Genomic DNA, 16,131 nt, shown 5'->3' on the forward strand with positions numbered 1-16,131 from the left:
ACCACAACGCAGCTATCAACATCAAAAATAGAGCGGTGGGGCAACCCGTTCTTAAAGCCAAGAGCCTCCTAAGCAGTAGCCGGATTGTCTTGGAAGCCCACACTGTACTCGGTACTCCGAGTCAGTGATGGGAGTTGTCACAATATTGCAGATGCACGCCCGGAGCATCCGCCTTCAGGAGTGGGGTATTAACAAAACCTGAGTAGAGATTTCGAGACTTAAATCTAAATCTTGATATAGACTGAGCATGATTCCTAATCCTGATTCCTCTGTGTCACCTAAATTGAAATCTTTTGGCACCATTCGACCCATTGGGGCAGCTGCCCTACAGGGTATTGCTTTTTGGGGAGAAAAATTGATGGCAATCGATGCCACAAGTGGCTATCTGTTGCAAATTGACCCCCAAACTGACAATACCAAAATTTTGAATTCATCGCCGGAGCTAGATTTTGCCGATGCGACGGGTTTAGCCATCGTGGGGGATACGCTGTGGTTGACGTCGAAAGAGAAAGTGTACTATTGCCAACTCGGCGGCGATCTGCAGCTTCAGCATTTCCTGACATTGCCCTACACCGCCAATGGTGTCGCACTTAAGGGCTCGACAGTCTATATCACCTGTCAAAAAATGGGATATATTCTGATTTACAGTCGGGATACTGGGCAGGAGATTACCCGCTTATATGCCCCAGGAATTGGCATGGAGAACATTACGGTACGGGATGAAGAACTTTGGGTTTCGGATCAGGAAGAACAGACGGTTTACTGTCTTGATCGCGCCACCGGAAACATTATCTTCAGCGTTCTGACTCCCTTTGAGAATCCCACAGGCTTAACGTTCTACCGAGATCCCCAAACCAATCAGGAGATTCTTTATATCGCCTATGCGAGCGAAGAACCCTACATCCGTGATAACCCCAACGCTCAACCCAACCACGAATTACAATATCGCGATCGCACTTTTATTCATCCCCTCTACTTTCACTACAATGCCGAGGAACGCTATGCCCTCTCCAACGGCTATTTAATTGAAATGTCTTACGTTGAGGAACTATCCCCTCTAGAAGACGTAGCCCTACAGGACGTAGAATGGCGCATCGCCTTACCCTCAGAAACCTTACGCCAAAAAATCCGCGCCATTGAACCCATTGGGATTCCCTTCACCGAAGAAATCCAAGACAATCAACGTGTGGCGGTGTTTAAATTCGATACCCTCGCCCCCGGAGAACGGCATTTATTTGGCTGGAAGGCGCTTCTAGAAGTCTGGAGTATCAAATATCGCATGACTCCCAGAGATTTAGAAGATCTACCAGAGTTGCCACTCGAATACAAATCCCGCTACTTGGTGGATGATGACGAATTAGCCATGGATAGCGAAATCATCCGCCGCGCCGCCCGTGAAGCTGTAGGTCGGGAAACGAATTTATTGCGACAAATGTATAGTATTCGCAATTATGTCTATGACCAACTCGCTTACGGAATCAAACCCCATATCGATACCCCAGATGTCGTTTTAGCGCGAGGGATTGGTTCGTGCGGGGAGTATCTCGGTGTCTTGTTAGCCCTATCCCGTCTCAACGGGATTGCCTGTCGTACCGTTGGTCGTTACAAATGTCCCGCCCATGCTGATCAACGAGACATTCCCTTACAACCTGATTTTAATCATGTTTGGATGGAATTTTACCTACCAGGATTTGGTTGGGTTCCCATGGAATCTAATCCAGACGACACCCGCGAAGGTGGACCTTACCCCACTCGGTTTTTTATGGGACTGGCTTGGTATCATGTAGAAATTGGCAAAGAAATTACGTTTGAAACCCTGACCAGTAAAGGCGTTCCGGTTAATAAGGAAGAGGTTTCTATTGGGGATCTGGCGATTAATCATGTCCGATTCAAAATTCTTGATGAATTACCGCCTCTGGGGGGATAGTTTTCAGGGATGTAGGGGCGGGTTTCACTATTATCGTTTTGGGTTCATCCAGATGTGACTCGCGCCCGCCCCAACCAAGTTTTGAGTGGGCAGCTATAAATTATGGATATGACAAAGGGCGAATATGGAAGTTATTCCAGCTATTGATTTACTCGAAGGTCGTTGTGTACGGTTATACCAAGGCGACTATGGGCGATCGCAAGTTTATAGTGAAAACCCGGTGGAGGTGGCTAAACAATGGGTTGACCAAGGGGCAAGTCGGTTACATCTGGTTGATTTAGATGGGGCGAAAGCGGGTCATCCTGTTAATACCAAGACGATAGAAGCCATTGTCCAAGCGGTATCAGTTCCCGTAGAAGTCGGGGGAGGATTGCGCGATAAGGAAGGTGTCAGCCAACTGCTTTCTCTCGGCGTTCAGTACGCGATTTTGGGAACGGCGGCGGTTGAAGATCATCCCTTAGTCCAACACCTGTGTTCTGAATTTCCCGATCGCATTATTGTTGGTATCGATGCGCGAAATGGACAGGTAGCAACGCGGGGATGGCTAGAAACATCAGAAGTTACTGCGACTCAACTGGCACAGCAAATGGCTGATTTGGGTGTATCGGCAATTATTTATACAGACATTCAGCGGGATGGTACACTCACAGGACCCAACCGCGACGCCCTGCGAGAATTAGCTAGTCATGTCTCGATTCCAGTTATTGCTTCTGGGGGTGTGAGTTCAATTACGGATTTATTGAGTTTACTGGCTTTGGAACCCTTAGGCGTGATCGGTGCGATCGTGGGTCGCGCCTTGTATACTGGCGATGTTTCCCTCAAAGAAGCCATTCAAGCCGTGGGACAAGGACGCCTTCAGGATATTCCTCCAGATTTGGGATCGTCTTCATTCGCATAAATTAACAGATGGGACGCTGACCTAGGGGAACAGCATGAACATATTCGCTACCAGAGGCGGGCCATCCCCGGCGGTAAGAGGCTTCTTCTGGCTTGCCCCAGCCAAGCTGGAGGATGATTTCCAGAATCTGGGAATTCCGATAATGTAAAAGGTTAACCCATTCCGTCATTGATGCGATCGCGTCCACATCCTCAGGCTGAATTTGACGATAGTCTTTGCCGAGACGGATACTGAGGTACAAGTCCATACCCTGAGTAACCTGTTGCCAAAACTCCAAGATTGAAACTTTGGCAGCTTTGATAATCTCTACGTCATGAGTTAATGCCACTAACTGATCATCAACAGCCGGATATCGCAGTGTTTTTCCTTTGAGGGTTAACTGTCGCCAAACAATACCCGAAACCTGATGTTGTTGCTGGTAGTGGTGAACCGCCGCTTTAAAATCTCGATAGGCACTAAATTTTTGAATGCCATCAGATTTGAGAAATAGGTCAATCACAGGATTTCCCGATGCTGAAGCGGCTAGATTCAGGCGCTGACCATTCATACAGGCGCGACGTTCCTCTGCCAAGATTTGGATCAGTTCCTTGGTGCTGTAAACCCGTGACATCAGATGTGCGATTGAGCGGAGTAGCTTGGGACAGCAGGGATGCTCCCGGTGCAGGGGAAAATTGAGATAGGTACTCTGCCAAAACTTGAATTACTTTATAATTGCATATTTTGGATACTTTTCCCCAAACTCTCACAGAGCATTAATTTTGGCTTAATTCCGTATTAATCTCGTTAATCGGTCGCCGTTTTAATTCTGGGGATTCAGAACGGGGAAGTAAGTCAAAAACCTCCCGAAAGACATCATCAACTTTTTCGTAGCTGAGTTGTCCCATTTCATTCAATCTCACCTCACCCTCTTGATCAATGAGAACGGTTTGGGGAACTAACCCTTCATAATAGTAGCCCGGTTGCATTGGGTCATCACTGGGTTTGTCGTACAGAGTATCCACGCTAACCGGGATAAAACTCGCCGCCCGTCCATAAGGCGCTTGTAACTGGGACACCACTGTAGAAAATTGCTTACAATCTTTGCTGTCATCAATGTAGAACACCAGCAAGGCAGGTTTATGGGCTTTCATAGAGTCTGCCAGAGTGACGCGGGGTGGGACGAGGGAACCATTCCCGGCATAGAGGGCAAAGATATTGCCGTCAAAGTGGTCATCATTGAGTTCGGCTAGGGCTGATGGTGTTGATAACAGCAAACAGCCGAGGACAGCAATCAGAGTGACCAGACATTGGGCAATGAGACGTTTGTAAGAATAGCGATTGGTTAGATGTTGACTGAGAACGGGTAATGAGTCAAAGGTCATATTACAGTTACAAAGTTAGTTCAGATGAAATCCCCTGTTTCTGATTATCGCTGATTGCCTGGGGAGTTCAAGCGATCGCGTGAACTAAACTGCGTTATTATCATGCCAGCGCAATAAAGTCAAATAGGTAGAATAATATACTGACTAGCCATAAATAGGTGAGCTTTGGGCGACAGCCCCGCGCTCTACCTGTCAGAGTGAGCGTCGGGAAGGATAGCCCGACAATGAAGCGGAGCGCAATTGTCAATCTGGGGTGTTCTGTTTTTCGACATAAGATTTTAATTGGGAGACAGTGACCCCTCCGCAACTAGCAATGAAGTAAGACTCATTCCATAAAACTGATTTCTTGAAAACTTTAGCTAAATCTGGGAATTCTGACCTTAAGCGACGGCTGGTTACAGACTTGATATTCCCAACGAATTTAGGCAACTCTAGCTGTGGATAATATTGAAACAGCAAATGAATGTGGTCTTCCTCTCCATTGACCTCAATTATTTTGCACTCCCATTTGCAACACAACTCCCACATTAATTTCTGGATTCGCTCAATCATTTGTCTGGTAAAGATTTTGCGACGGTATTTTGTCGTCAAAACCAAATGTGCCTTTAAGTCGGAAATCGATCTTCCGCTTGAAACAAAATCATTCTTCATCTAGTCAACGTACCTAATATAGGCTACGCTGATTCTAACAGACCAAGAAAGACAATGATTATCTCCTACCAGTACCGCCTCAAGCCAAATTACGAACAACGCTCTCGTCTGACTCGTTGGCTCGATATGCTGCGCTATCAGTACAATTGGTTACTGGCACAGAGGTTTGATTGGTGGGAGAACAATCGTAACTCCGTTAATGCCTGTCCTTTGGTTTGTAGTATTGCTCAACCAAAAGAGCAGCCAGAATACTATGGGCAGAAACGTTCGTTGGTTCAGTTGAAGCAGGAACGTCCCTGGTATCAAGATATCCATGCCCATGTACTCCAGGATGTTGTTAAGCGGGTTAACTTAGCCTTTCAGCGATTTCTCAAGGGCGATAGCAATGGGAAGCGTAGTGGAAAGCCTCGATTTAAGGGGAAGAATCGCTATCGGACAATGGCTTTCCCGTCAATCAAGGCTAACTGCATACAGGGAAACCGAATTGTTTTCCCTAAGCTGGGGGCTATTAAGTTCATCCAACATCGACCTACGCCAGATGGCTTTGTGGTGAAACGAGCGTTAATCACCAAAAAAGCAGATGGCTGGCATGTTACCTTGACTTTAGAGGACGAGTCTGTTTCCAATGCTCCCACCATAGTTATCCAACCAACAGAAGACAACAGCATCGGTGTGGATGCTGGGTTGGAGTATTTTGCTGCTTGTTCTGATGGGACTCTGGTTGAACCTCCAAAGTTTTATCGGCAGGCTGAAGATAAACTTACCACACTCCAAGCCAAAAGGGAGTTAAGACCAAAAGGGTCTAAGGCTAGACGGAAACTTAATCAACGTATTGCCAGATTGCATCAACGCATTGCTCTTCAACGCAAACAATGGCATTACGAACTAGCTGGAAAATTGCTAGACAAAGCCGATGTTATCTTCGTCGAAGATCTCAAAGTCTCCAATATGGCTCGTCGTAACAAACCCAAACAGGATGAAGAAGGGAATTTTCTACCTAATGGACAATCTCAAAAGTCAGGTCTGAACAAAAGTTTTGCCGATGCGGGAATAGCTGGATTCCTCAATGAAATCTTGCCTTACAAAGCTGAAAAAGCTGGTAAGCAGGTCATTAAAGTGAATCCTGCGGGTACATCTGAGCATTGTGCGATTTGTTTGAACCGAGTCTCTAAAACTCTATCGGATAGGTGGCATGAATGTCCTCATTGCGGTGCTTCCATGCCACGAGATCTGTGTTCGGGTATTTTAATCAAGAAAGTGGGGTTGGGCATCGCCTCACTCAAAAACGCGAAGTCTCGGAAACGGGATGGAGAAGCCCGCACTTTATCCGAAGGATAAGTGTCGGGAGTATGTCACTAGATAGCCTAGTATAAGCAAGAGCGAACCGAAAAGCTGCCCCGTCTGGGAGGAGTGTGGATGTGAGTCGATCAGTGCTAGATCAAGTGCGCCTGGGTTTATCGGTAGGCGCGGCTAAAACCGTTACCTCGTTGGTGCGAGGATTCCGTTTAGGGGCAGCTAGTGTATTACCAGGGTCAATTGCCCGCAGAATTCAACCTCATGCTTTACCGTTGCTCTTGGCACAGGTGAGGCGTGGGGTGATTCTGATTGTGGGGACGAATGGGAAAACCACGACAGCTTTATTGTTGCGGACTCTGTTGGAGCGTCAGGGGTGGCGAGTGGCGCATAATGTCACGGGTGCGAATTTGATTAATGGGTTGGTGACGGCGTTGATGGAGCATACCAATGTTTTTGGTTTGCTCGATGCCGATTATGCCATTTTGGAAGTGGATGAAAATATATTACCCTTGCTCTTGCAGGATTGCCAGCCCCAGGTGATTGTGGGCTTAAATCTATTTCGTGATCAGCTCGATCGCTATGGGGAAGTAGATACGATTAGTCAGCGCTGGATGGACGCGATCGCACCGCTTCCTGCCCAAACACGGGTGATTTTGAATGCTGATGATCCGACTCTATGTTATCTCGGTCAGCAGTTATCGCAAACGGTGCGATTTTTCGGTTTAAATGAACCTGATCGCTATCTGGAAGAAATTCCCCATGCCGTAGACTCGATTTACTGTCCTAGTTGCGGTTATCCTCTGGATTACAAGGGGGTTTACTTGTCTCATTTAGGGGACTACCATTGCGCGAGTTGCGGCTTTAAGAAAAGTTCCTTAGCCGTAAATAGTCAGGATTGGCCCCAAATCTTAATTGGCATTTATAACAAATATAATACCCTGGCTGCTGGATTAGTGGCAGAGGAATTGGGTATTGAACGGGCGGATATTTATGATACGGTTAAAACCTTCAAGGCAGCATTTGGACGAGCCGAGGAATTAGAGGTTCAAGGGAAGAATGTGCGAATTTTGTTGTCGAAAAATCCGGTAGGGATGAATGAAACCATCCGGGCGGTGCATGACATCCAAAAACAGGGGGGCGCATCGACAAAGTTAGTCGTATTGAATGACCGTACCCCAGATGGAACCGATGTGTCTTGGATTTGGGACGTGGATACCGAGAAGCTAGTGGCGTTAGGCGGAACGATTGTGGTGAGTGGCGATCGCGTTTATGATATGGCATTGCGCCTGAAGTATTCTCAATCTGAGGCAGAACCTCCCTGTGAGTTAATTATTAAAGAGGACTTACAAGAGGCGATTCAGACGGCATTGGCACATACACCAGAAAAAGAAACGTTGCATATTTTACCCACTTATTCTGCCATGTTAGAAGTGCGAGGATTGTTGACCGGACGGCAGATTTTGTGAGTTGTCCTTGGTGATGAACGCATCTGACCAAAACAGTGATTTTAGCTTTTTTATGGTAGCCAGTTCATCTCTAATAATTGGTCGAGGGTATAAGGGCAGTTTTCGGGAAAATCCACCTCATATCCGGTCTTTTGTTTCACGTAGTTTAATGCTTTTTCATAAATTTTGACTTGGTTTTCTTGGAGGTGATTTCGTAAGTTTTGGGTTAAATCTTCATTGATTTGGGTTCTAAAGCTCATAATTTCTGCTTGCCAGTGATTGGCATTATAATCATGTTCTGCCGTCCAATATTGCCAAAGTAGCAAATGCCGGATAATCTGTTCTAGAAACCTTTCAACTGTTTTTTTCTCTCGCCGACTCAAGTCTTCCAACTCCTCAATTAAATGTTCCTTGTCCAACTCATTGAATCGGTTTTCTTTTAACAAACTAATGGTTCGCGCTAACCATTGGTCATATTCAACGTCATAAAGTGATGTTAAGTTCATGTTCACCATCATTTTTACCTCTGCGAGCATGGGAAGCCTGTCATGGGACAGCACACAATGTCCAGGTTAAGCTGTTGTCGTTGGATCTAGAATGCAGGTAATTCTATTATCATAAACGACTCTCACTGACCGAACAGGACTTGGACGAGCAAAAGGGTGAGTAGAATGACGCGATCGCACGGAGTATCATCGCGCTGCGACAATCCAAGCGGCGGCTACAATTCCCCAAATCGCGTTAAACACAATAACGAATAATGGTGTTGTTATCCCAAGCTGAAGACCGAGAAATCCTTTGCTCCCTGTGGGGAAAAAGTATAATAATTGTGCCAGCGTTGGACCCAGGGAGACAATTAAACCCTGCCAAATGATTCGTTTTCTGGCGTTACCTGTAATTTTAAGCGGCACAAAAAATAGTAATCCCCAAATAGCCCCCCAAGTTAAACGCGGATATAACCAATTGGGTGTAAGGGTTGGTGCGATTTGAGCCCCAAGGACAGTGGTTAATCCTATGCTTCCAGCTATCCAGACGGCTAAACTGTTGACCAATGCGCCAATTGCCCCTGCGGTTAGATAGAGTGAGAGTTGTCTGATGCGATTCATCAGTTTCTAGCTTATAGCCTTAAAGTTTTTGTAAAATGAATTGACCTCCAGGCATTTTCCTAAGTAATACGTCACGCGGATTTTGCCCCTTGCGGAAAATTTTTCTATATAGGCGTTTAACTAGAAGCATATTTTTCTTAAACTCGCTATTTATGTAAATTGCTACTTAAAGTAGCACAGTAAAGGAAAAACAGCAGGGTTTAGGGAAAAGTATAACTAAAACTTTTAACGAGCGTGAGATTTGATTTAATATTTGTTGCTTAACAGAGCTTAACAGTCCAAAAAAATGTGAGAATTATTTGCAATAAGCAACGAAATTGCGTCGATTCAGCCATTTGTCTATACTAATAATGGGCGTTTTTTATATGCCTTTTTAGGTAAAGTCGCCTGATCGTAAGCTGAAACTGTTGATTTTGCGTCAAAAAGCTGTACTCCTCGCGCTCAGACCCGTTGGGGTTCGACCCATGTATTTTTGTAAAAATCAAAATCTTTTTTTGACAAAAAGCAGTAAAAGTGGTGTATGATTTCATGTTCTGTTTCATGACTTATGAATAAGTTATCGGTGGGGAGGGCGGGTTTTGTTGTTCCGTTAGTGGTGACTAGCTGAATTGATTCCCTAAACCCGCCCCTACAATTGTCCCTAAACCCGCCCCTACAATTGACTTATAACTTCTTTCCGTTTCCGCTCCAGTCAGGCTGTAAAACTTAGATAGACATGAACCAAAAACAATGAATCCCGAACACCTAGAACTAACCATTGGTTGGCTATACCCGACCCTGATGAGTACCTACGGCGATCGCGGCAATGTGATCTGCCTCCAACAACGCGCTCAATGGCGGGGGATTCGGGTCAATGTCCTACCCCTCGACCAGCAAACCCGGGCTGACCAATTCCACCAGGTCGATGTGTTTATGGGGGGTGGCGCCCAAGACCGACAGCAGGAAATTGTCATGCGGGACTTGCGGGGGGCAAAGGCGGATGCCTTGCGGGAGAAACTGGAAACCGGAACCCCTGGAGTGTTTACCTGCGGTTCCCCGCAACTGTTGGGTCACTATTACGAACCCGCCTTGGGTCAACGGATTGAAGGATTAGGGTTATTGGATTTTGTCAGTAAGCATCCCGGACTTGATGCGCGTCGGTGTATTGGCAATGTCGTCTTTGAGTTAACCGCCTCTCCCCTTGCCCAAGACTTAGAACAGATGCTGGGACGCAAGCCGATTGTGATTGGCTTTGAAAATCATGGCGGGCGTACCTATTTGGGGAACGTCTCCCCCCTGGGTAAGGTGGTGAAAGGCTACGGGAATAACGGCGAGGATGGCATGGAAGGAGCATTTTATCGAAACGCGATCGCAACCTATTCCCATGGTCCGCTGTTGCCCAAAAATCCCTTTATCGCCGATTGGCTGATCCAAACTGGATTAAAACAAAAGTACCAAACCCCTATCACATTGACGCCCCTAGATGATACGTTAGCTAAGCAAGCACGGGCAGCGATGTTAAAACGCCTCTCGCTGACCAACCTGGCTCAAGAACCCGTAAACTGTTGAAATAGGCACTATGCCAATCAACGGCTTAAGTTAGGCTAGAGCCAGCTAAGGCTGGGCTGTCAGTCAAGGGAATGCCATCGTTATCGTAATTCAATTCGCTTACAAAATAGCGAAGGTGAAAGCCATCGCGATTCATCCGAGGGCTGAAGCCGAGCGTATGTAACTAAGCCCTTATTTATTCGACCATTATAACGGTTGCGGGATGTAATATAGAGTACAATATATGTTAGGAGGTGATGCCAATTGTATGGATGCCAACAAGTATTATTAAAGCCGGATGAGGAATTAGCCGCTATCTTAGACTTTATCTGTTCTGAAGCGAACAAGCTAACCAACTGCGGCATATATTATGCGCGGCAATTGTGGTTTAAGCGGCGGCACTTAATTGGTAAATATGACCTGGAAAAAGAATATAAAAATCATAAACATTTCCAGGCGTTGCACTCTCAAGCTGCCCAGCAGGTGTTGCGGTCGGTCAGTGAGTCTTTTAAATCATTTAGGGAATTAACTAAGGCGTTTAAAGATGGCAAGATTCAGGTCTATTCAGAATTGCCAAAGTACCGTAAGAAAGGGGGATTAACAGTAGTTAGCTATCCCAAACAGGCATTAAGCCGAAAGGGTGGAAATCAAGCGGAAAGCGAGTGAAAAGTGGGATGTTTCGGACTGCCGCCGGACATATCATTAACGCCGATGGAAACGGGGCAGCGAACATTTTAAGGAAAGTAGAGACACAGCTAAGGTTAAACTTAGCCAAGGTCTGTAGGGCGTCATTGACTGCGCCATCTAGATTATTTATCTGGAACTCTAAAAAGATAAAACGAAGGGATGGCGTTTTAACCCGTCCCGAAGTATCCTTTTAGAATCCCTGGTCATTTATGCCAGGGAGAAGTCAAGCTTAAGAGAAAATTGCAAGCAGGGATATGACAGGAAAAGTAATTGATAGCAGTACTACAGGGATTCTGATTCTCCTACTCCCAATCGCGTTTGTATTTGTCCTGTTGTTTAAGACGTGGCCCTATCTGCTTGCGCTTTTGATCGTGATTATTCTGTTGAAAATTTGGCAGCAGTATCGGTGGCTGCAATGGAGTAAACAAGTCAATCCCTTCTTCAATCAGTTAATCAAAGACAATCAGGGTTGCTTGACGCCCCTAGACTTGTCAATGAAAGCGAATATCTCTGGAGCAGCCGCACAGCGATACTTGGATAGAAAGGCAGAAGAATTTGGGGCGAAGCGTCGAGACTACGAGGATAAAGGCATCGTTTATTACTTTCTGACTGCCAATGCACTGGGAAGTATCTTTGAAAGTAGTGAACCGCTACCGGAACAAGAGTATGAATCCTTGACCAATCAAGCCCCAAAGCTGGTTCAATGGCTGATGGAGGATGAGATGGATGAGGAGTCGAGTCCTTCGGAGTCTGAGACTGAGGCAGAAGACATCCAGGAAAAACCCGAATCTCCTCAACAGAAGCCATCACCTCAAGCCAATGATCAGGATACAGAGACTCAGGCTTTGATTCAGGCAGAATTAGCCAAGCGACTCGATGTGCATTCGAGTACTATCGGCAAGCGCAAATCTGACCCAGATTTTGCCCAATGGAGTCAAAGTAAAGATCCAGAAGGAGTCGCTTGGGAATATTCACCGGAGACGAAGGAGTTTTTGCCTGTGGAGGAAGATTCTTAGTCATCATTTGTCATTCGTCATTTGAGAAATAGGAGTAAGGATAAAGACGCGAGTTTATTTAATGAGCAGCTCTCAACCCAACCGAAGAATAGGCGATCGCGAACCGACAGTGTACAATAATCCATTTGGGCTTCATACCATAAAATTATTGCCATGAAGATTGTTCAACGCCTAATTGTGTCTACCCTAGCGCTGTTTTCAGTGACCACACTTCAGATTGCCGCAACAGCTAGACCCCTGAACGAATCGGAGCAAGAAGTCGAAGCTCAGATTCGAGCGGTTATTGAAGCCCAAGACAAGGAGGGCTATCGATTGGTATTTCCGCGAACGGTAGCTAGACTCTCTAGAGGAGCGCAAGCACCAAAGACAGTCTTTCTATCGCCCAATCGAGAGTACAGTTTCGTTGCCGTTTGCGATAAGAGTTGCGAGGATATCGATTTGATTGTAGAAGATATGCAAGGCAATGTGGTCGCATCTGATATGACCGATTATGCCGTCGCTGTTGTCCCTTTTGTTCCCCCCGCAGAGGATAGGTATGAGATTAATGTAAAAATGAGTAAATGCTCGTCTAGGAACAGAAGTTGTGATTTTGGTTTAGGCGTCTTTGCCAAGTCGAAAGATTAAATCAGAGGGAACAGAGAACACTCAACGGACACCTAGCAGGCTACGTCTGGAACATTCGCAATCTGTGACACACCGCGTTATCAAATTGTACTGGCTTGAAGGCATTATCTAAGTTAACCGTCGTTTCCCCAGCTCCCCCAGCTCCCCCAGCTCCCCCTGCTTCCCCTGCTTCCCCAGCTCCCCCTGCTTCCCCTGCTTCAAGAGTTCCCCATTCCCCGTTCCCTTTAAGAACAGCTTATCGACAGGCGAACAATTTCTGCATTGCGGTGGTATAAGGCTGAACGATTGATTTTTGCTGAGTGTCTAGGCGGATGATAATCTTTTCTACAAGCAGTTTAACCATTTTTTCCACTAATTCCCAACTAACGTTCACACTGGGATAAACCATTTCACATAAGGGATAAAGTTCCTTTTCCATCGCTGCCATATTCTGTTCCAAAACACAAACCCAAAGGTAGGCTTGAAACATCTCGACATCGCGGATACTTGAGGCTTTTATTTCTGGAGCATCCAGTTTCCCGCGACGGCTGCGATAATTGGGATAGAGTTCCAATGCTTTGCGATAAACTCGTGCGGCAATTTCCTGACTTTTGGGTATGAGTTGCTCGACTAAGGCTAATATAGGAGAATTAAGGGAATGTTGACCCGCCGCCGCGCATACCCGTTGCCAAGGAATACAAACTTGCTCTTCAATAAATTTGAAGTAGGGAGAGAGCAATAACTGTTCGGGTAGGCTTAACCGATTCAGCAAAACCTTTGAGCTCAGATGAAACTGGGTACTCATAAATCCCAGAGCCTTCTGATTACTAGCAGATAAATGTTGCGTCTGAAATTGCATTAATTCTGGGGTGAGAATGGTAACGAGGGATGATATTTCGGGTAGCTCTAATTTGGGCATGACTGAGACTTTATATAAATCGGTCGAGATATCAACGGCTTCCACCTGAGATAAGGCAGTGATTAAGCCGGAATTCGGTGACTGTTTTTGATAGACGGATAAAACCTTCTGATAAACCTGTGCTGAGGATGTGGCAATACCCTGGGATTCGGTTAAGTTCACAACGTTGGGAATGTAGGAGAAGAGAATACTCGTTCGGATACCTGCACATTTGCAGTGAATTTCTATCAGTTGAGAGAGTTTACTCGCGGTTTTCTCTCGCCCTTGGCGAGAGGCGGCTTCCATTAACTCAGTTGTTGTGCATTTGTGGGTGGTTAATGAAAGCGTGGATAAGTCAGGGACATAGCGGGAAGCCCAAATATTAAGCAGGCGTTTAACCGTGAGACTTTTTTCTAATGGGGTTGTTACCAGCATGAAATACTCCTAGTCTGTGGTGAGGATATTCAACAAATCGGATGATTGACATCCGTTGAGCCTATTGTTGGCTGGTAGATCCCTTTGGCAAATTCATACCCGTAGGCATTTTTACCTGGCTATCCCTGCTTTCTGAACGGGTGAGAAAATTTTGCCCTGAAGGTCTATGCTTGCGTTAATGTAACAGTCTTAATGTTTAGTATAAACGCAAATATATGAATTTATGTAAACCTTTTTTAAAGAAATACTTTGCCGTCGTCCAGAGGAATTAAATCCTCAATCGCATTCGTCACCAAGAGGGGAGTTATCGCTGGCTGGCGTGGAAACTTGTCCCTGGGGATATTACACCGTTGAAACAGGCAGAAGCGGAAATTCTTAAAGCCTATAAAAGATCCTTCTCCCATGGCTTACCCCTTTTTAAGGGGAACGGGAGGGGGAGCTAATAGGCAAAACAGTAACATAAGCTACAAAATAATTTCTAGGATAACTTATTACTTCTGACAATCGCATTTCAGGGGAATCCTGCGTTATACTGCTCAAGATTTCGCTAGTGAGTACCCAGGAAAATAATGGATCAAATGTCTCTCACTGTCACTCAAGTCATTCAAGCCATCCTTGCACCCGCCGTGATGATTTCATCCAGTGGTTTGTTCTTCTTAGGATTAAATGCGAGACAGTCTTCCTTATTAAATCGCATCCGGTTATTGAACAACGAGAGAAGAATTATTGCGAAAGAGTTAATGCACCAAGGACAGTTCGATTCGGGAGAAGATATTCGCTTTTTAAGTTTAGAACATCAACTGAATAATCTGTTACGCCGCGCCTGGTATGTTCGGAATTCAACCCTTTGCGACACATTAGCGGTTGTTTTTTTTGTGTTGACATCATTTGCCATTGCCCTCCATTTTTTTATGGGGATAACCTTACTGGCACAATTACCCATTTTTTTGTTTATTACTGGAATGTTTTTAGTGTTAGTGGGGGTAATTTGTTTAGCAATTGATGAAGTAATCGCCTATTCGGTAATTTTACTGGAGGTTCAAGATAAACAAGCCGTTGGGTTCAATTTATTCGGCAGGTTGAGTGAACCCAAGCAGGGAGAGCAGAGTAAAATCTAAAAAGAGAAAAGAAGCGTCTTTTCCTCTGCCTTTTCAGGTGAAAGCGTTGGTGACAAAATCTGCTAGGGTTGATGGCGAATAGATATTTGTCGAATCGATTCAGAGGAGTTCGCTTTGCTGTCTACTTTCCCCCTACAACTCAATCCCTATCTCCTGTTGACGATTCACTGCATCATCGGCATTATCGCGGCGCTCCTGGCTCGACGCAAGGGGTTTGATTTTCGCCGTTGGTTGATTATCGGGTTAATTGGTGGTACACCTGCGTTGATAGCCGCGCTAGTTGTTAAGCCAAAGCTGTAGGGATTTTAGCTTTCACGGTTGAACCACCATCACCATCTGTAGGGGCACGACATGTCGTGCCCCTACAAGGTTTCGTCTAGAATAGTCATTAATCTAGTTAATAATTCCCCTACCATCGACTTCCTAACGCCATGACTGGATCTGAAGTTCTCATCGCTCAAGCGATTAGCGGAATCGCTGTTCCCGTTTTCCAAACCCTCTGGGGACAAGGCGGTAAAGTTCTGGGATTATTTGGCAAAACTCTGGATGAAAAAGCCAAACAAGCGATTTTTAAAGCTTCTCGGCAATATGCACAGAATTATACAGAACGTCATGGCATTCTGAAAGTCTTAGGAATGCGAGAACCTGTTTCCTTGGAATCGGTTTATACAACAGTGCAATTTTTGGATGACGCCGCGATTCAGAGTTTTGAATCGGTTGAAACCCCTAGAAACTGTCTATCGGAAAGCAAAACAGCGGAGTTTTCAGTCTCAAGATTGCCCCAAGCAACCCGGAATTACTGTCGCTAATCAAAAGCAATATTTGATGGTGTTAGGAAGTCCCGGTGCGGGAAAGTCTACCTTCTTGCGGCGGATGGGATTGGAAGCGTTGAAGGGAAAGAAAGGACAATTTAAACACGCTTGTATTCCGGTATTGATTGAACTCAAGGTGTTTAACCAGGGTGATATTGATATTGAACATAAAATTGCTGAAGAATTCCGCATCTGTGGGTTTCCCTCACACCACCCGCATTTCTCACAAACTAATTTGAGAAGCTAATTTGAAGGGGAAAAGTAGAAGTTTTCATGCGCAGAATAGAAAAATTCCAGATTCTTCAACAAAATTAACCTGAAATTGCTAACTCTTACCCGACGCATTCGATA

At 45.4% G+C, this 16,131-nt stretch carries 19 protein-coding genes and 1 pseudogene; 12 read left to right on the forward strand and 8 right to left on the reverse strand.

The window, feature by feature from the left end:
* Positions 1 to 247 precede the first annotated feature (247 nt).
* Entirely contained in the window at positions 248 to 1,927 is a 1,680-nt protein-coding gene (locus tag RID09_RS30725; RefSeq protein ID WP_446339697.1) for a transglutaminase domain-containing protein, read from the forward strand.
* A gap of 124 nt (positions 1,928 to 2,051) precedes the next feature.
* A complete protein-coding gene (gene hisA / locus RID09_RS30730; RefSeq protein ID WP_446339698.1) occupies positions 2,052 to 2,825 on the forward strand; it encodes a 1-(5-phosphoribosyl)-5-[(5-phosphoribosylamino)methylideneamino]imidazole-4-carboxamide isomerase in 774 nt (257 codons plus the stop codon).
* 1 nt (position 2,826) lies between these two features.
* Here the strand turns inward: hisA and RID09_RS30735 are convergent, their stop codons facing one another.
* The 3 genes from RID09_RS30735 to tnpA all read right to left on the reverse strand — a co-directional run bounded on the left by RID09_RS30735 (position 2,827) and on the right by tnpA (position 4,837).
* Positions 2,827 to 3,435, reverse strand: a complete 609-nt coding sequence (locus RID09_RS30735; RefSeq protein ID WP_446339699.1) for a hypothetical protein — start codon at positions 3,433 to 3,435, stop codon at positions 2,827 to 2,829.
* A gap of 142 nt (positions 3,436 to 3,577) precedes the next feature.
* Positions 3,578 to 4,186, reverse strand: a complete 609-nt coding sequence (locus RID09_RS30740; protein ID WP_446339700.1) for a thylakoid membrane photosystem I accumulation factor — start codon at positions 4,184 to 4,186, stop codon at positions 3,578 to 3,580.
* A 243-nt stretch (positions 4,187 to 4,429) separates the two neighbouring features.
* Positions 4,430 to 4,837 (reverse strand): IS200/IS605 family transposase, encoded by a 408-nt coding sequence (tnpA, locus tag RID09_RS30745; RefSeq protein ID WP_446339701.1) that lies wholly within the window; start codon positions 4,835 to 4,837, stop codon positions 4,430 to 4,432.
* Between the two features lie 54 nt (positions 4,838 to 4,891).
* Between tnpA and RID09_RS30750 the strand changes: the two genes are divergently transcribed.
* A complete protein-coding gene (locus tag RID09_RS30750; RefSeq protein ID WP_446339702.1) occupies positions 4,892 to 6,175 on the forward strand; it encodes an RNA-guided endonuclease InsQ/TnpB family protein in 1,284 nt (427 codons plus the stop codon).
* A gap of 80 nt (positions 6,176 to 6,255) precedes the next feature.
* Positions 6,256 to 7,599, forward strand: a complete 1,344-nt coding sequence (locus RID09_RS30755; RefSeq protein ID WP_446339703.1) for a MurT ligase domain-containing protein — start codon at positions 6,256 to 6,258, stop codon at positions 7,597 to 7,599.
* A 50-nt stretch (positions 7,600 to 7,649) separates the two neighbouring features.
* On the opposite strand, the gene RID09_RS30760 is transcribed toward RID09_RS30755, so the two are convergent.
* Together RID09_RS30760 and RID09_RS30765 are read right to left on the reverse strand one after the other, a co-directional pair.
* Positions 7,650 to 8,084, reverse strand: coding sequence for a DUF29 domain-containing protein (locus RID09_RS30760; protein ID WP_446339704.1), 435 nt, complete (start codon positions 8,082 to 8,084; stop codon positions 7,650 to 7,652).
* Between the two features lie 186 nt (positions 8,085 to 8,270).
* On the reverse strand, positions 8,271 to 8,684 hold the full coding sequence (locus RID09_RS30765) for a hypothetical protein (protein ID WP_446339705.1): 414 nt from the start codon (positions 8,682 to 8,684) through the stop codon (positions 8,271 to 8,273).
* 729 nt (positions 8,685 to 9,413) lie between these two features.
* On the opposite strand from RID09_RS30765, the gene RID09_RS30770 reads away from it, so the two are divergent.
* The 3 genes and pseudogenes from RID09_RS30770 to RID09_RS30780 all read left to right on the forward strand — a co-directional run bounded on the left by RID09_RS30770 (position 9,414) and on the right by RID09_RS30780 (position 11,914).
* Positions 9,414 to 10,232, forward strand: a complete 819-nt coding sequence (locus RID09_RS30770; protein ID WP_446339706.1) for a type 1 glutamine amidotransferase — start codon at positions 9,414 to 9,416, stop codon at positions 10,230 to 10,232.
* 243 nt (positions 10,233 to 10,475) lie between these two features.
* Positions 10,476 to 10,841, forward strand: a pseudogene (locus tag RID09_RS30775) (RNA-guided endonuclease TnpB family protein); the annotation flags it as partial.
* 311 nt (positions 10,842 to 11,152) lie between these two features.
* Positions 11,153 to 11,914, forward strand: a complete 762-nt coding sequence (locus RID09_RS30780) for a hypothetical protein (RefSeq protein ID WP_446339707.1) — start codon at positions 11,153 to 11,155, stop codon at positions 11,912 to 11,914.
* A gap of 17 nt (positions 11,915 to 11,931) precedes the next feature.
* Here RID09_RS30780 and RID09_RS30785 read toward each other — a convergent pair whose 3' ends face one another.
* The gene (locus RID09_RS30785; protein ID WP_446339708.1) at positions 11,932 to 12,069 is read right to left on the reverse strand and encodes a hypothetical protein; all 138 of its coding nucleotides are present in this window, start codon (positions 12,067 to 12,069) and stop codon (positions 11,932 to 11,934) included.
* Between RID09_RS30785 and RID09_RS30790 the strand changes: the two genes are divergently transcribed.
* A complete protein-coding gene (locus RID09_RS30790) occupies positions 12,068 to 12,538 on the forward strand; it encodes a hypothetical protein (protein ID WP_446339709.1) in 471 nt (156 codons plus the stop codon). The two genes, RID09_RS30785 and RID09_RS30790, sit on opposite strands and share 2 nt — an antisense overlap.
* 235 nt (positions 12,539 to 12,773) lie before the next feature.
* Here RID09_RS30790 and RID09_RS30795 read toward each other — a convergent pair whose 3' ends face one another.
* Both RID09_RS30795 and RID09_RS30800 read right to left on the reverse strand, forming a co-directional pair.
* Positions 12,774 to 13,850 (reverse strand): hypothetical protein, encoded by a 1,077-nt coding sequence (locus tag RID09_RS30795; protein ID WP_446339710.1) that lies wholly within the window; start codon positions 13,848 to 13,850, stop codon positions 12,774 to 12,776.
* Positions 13,851 to 14,086: 236 nt separating this feature from the next.
* A complete protein-coding gene (locus RID09_RS30800; protein ID WP_446339711.1) occupies positions 14,087 to 14,254 on the reverse strand; it encodes a hypothetical protein in 168 nt (55 codons plus the stop codon).
* Between the two features lie 174 nt (positions 14,255 to 14,428).
* On the opposite strand from RID09_RS30800, the gene RID09_RS30805 reads away from it, so the two are divergent.
* From RID09_RS30805 to RID09_RS30820, 4 genes are all read left to right on the forward strand, one after another.
* Entirely contained in the window at positions 14,429 to 14,968 is a 540-nt protein-coding gene (locus tag RID09_RS30805) for a DUF2721 domain-containing protein (protein ID WP_446339712.1), read from the forward strand.
* A 114-nt stretch (positions 14,969 to 15,082) separates the two neighbouring features.
* Complete coding sequence (locus RID09_RS30810; RefSeq protein ID WP_446339713.1) at positions 15,083 to 15,268, forward strand: hypothetical protein; 186 nt, start codon at positions 15,083 to 15,085, stop codon at positions 15,266 to 15,268.
* A 131-nt stretch (positions 15,269 to 15,399) separates the two neighbouring features.
* The gene (locus tag RID09_RS30815; protein ID WP_446339714.1) at positions 15,400 to 15,777 is read left to right on the forward strand and encodes a hypothetical protein; all 378 of its coding nucleotides are present in this window, start codon (positions 15,400 to 15,402) and stop codon (positions 15,775 to 15,777) included.
* Positions 15,778 to 15,793: 16 nt separating this feature from the next.
* On the forward strand, positions 15,794 to 16,027 hold the full coding sequence (locus RID09_RS30820) for a hypothetical protein (protein WP_446339715.1): 234 nt from the start codon (positions 15,794 to 15,796) through the stop codon (positions 16,025 to 16,027).
* The last annotated feature ends 104 nt before the right edge of the window (positions 16,028 to 16,131 follow it).

Source organism: Coleofasciculus sp. G1-WW12-02 (assembly GCF_040219735.1).
Classification (GTDB): Bacteria; Cyanobacteriota; Cyanobacteriia; order Cyanobacteriales; family Coleofasciculaceae; genus Coleofasciculus.

What these genes read in the sequence shown, in the direction of transcription:
- RID09_RS30815 (WP_446339714.1), top strand. Translation starts at nt 15,400, where the DNA reads ATGACTGGATCTGAAGTTCTCATCGCTCAAGCGATTAGCGGAATCGCT.
- RID09_RS30750 (WP_446339702.1), top strand. Translation starts at nt 4,892, where the DNA reads ATGATTATCTCCTACCAGTACCGCCTCAAGCCAAATTACGAACAACGC.
- tnpA (WP_446339701.1), bottom strand. Translation starts at nt 4,837, where the DNA reads ATGAAGAATGATTTTGTTTCAAGCGGAAGATCGATTTCCGACTTAAAG.
- RID09_RS30800 (WP_446339711.1), bottom strand. Translation starts at nt 14,254, where the DNA reads ATGGGAGAAGGATCTTTTATAGGCTTTAAGAATTTCCGCTTCTGCCTG.
- RID09_RS30765 (WP_446339705.1), bottom strand. Translation starts at nt 8,684, where the DNA reads ATGAATCGCATCAGACAACTCTCACTCTATCTAACCGCAGGGGCAATT.
- RID09_RS30805 (WP_446339712.1), top strand. Translation starts at nt 14,429, where the DNA reads ATGTCTCTCACTGTCACTCAAGTCATTCAAGCCATCCTTGCACCCGCC.
- hisA (WP_446339698.1), top strand. Translation starts at nt 2,052, where the DNA reads ATGGAAGTTATTCCAGCTATTGATTTACTCGAAGGTCGTTGTGTACGG.
- RID09_RS30820 (WP_446339715.1), top strand. Translation starts at nt 15,794, where the DNA reads ATGGTGTTAGGAAGTCCCGGTGCGGGAAAGTCTACCTTCTTGCGGCGG.
- RID09_RS30770 (WP_446339706.1), top strand. Translation starts at nt 9,414, where the DNA reads ATGAATCCCGAACACCTAGAACTAACCATTGGTTGGCTATACCCGACC.
- RID09_RS30780 (WP_446339707.1), top strand. Translation starts at nt 11,153, where the DNA reads ATGACAGGAAAAGTAATTGATAGCAGTACTACAGGGATTCTGATTCTC.
- RID09_RS30785 (WP_446339708.1), bottom strand. Translation starts at nt 12,069, where the DNA reads ATGGCAATAATTTTATGGTATGAAGCCCAAATGGATTATTGTACACTG.
- RID09_RS30790 (WP_446339709.1), top strand. Translation starts at nt 12,068, where the DNA reads ATGAAGATTGTTCAACGCCTAATTGTGTCTACCCTAGCGCTGTTTTCA.
- RID09_RS30760 (WP_446339704.1), bottom strand. Translation starts at nt 8,084, where the DNA reads ATGAACTTAACATCACTTTATGACGTTGAATATGACCAATGGTTAGCG.
- RID09_RS30725 (WP_446339697.1), top strand. Translation starts at nt 248, where the DNA reads ATGATTCCTAATCCTGATTCCTCTGTGTCACCTAAATTGAAATCTTTT.
- RID09_RS30740 (WP_446339700.1), bottom strand. Translation starts at nt 4,186, where the DNA reads ATGACCTTTGACTCATTACCCGTTCTCAGTCAACATCTAACCAATCGC.
- RID09_RS30795 (WP_446339710.1), bottom strand. Translation starts at nt 13,850, where the DNA reads ATGCTGGTAACAACCCCATTAGAAAAAAGTCTCACGGTTAAACGCCTG.
- RID09_RS30735 (WP_446339699.1), bottom strand. Translation starts at nt 3,435, where the DNA reads ATGTCACGGGTTTACAGCACCAAGGAACTGATCCAAATCTTGGCAGAG.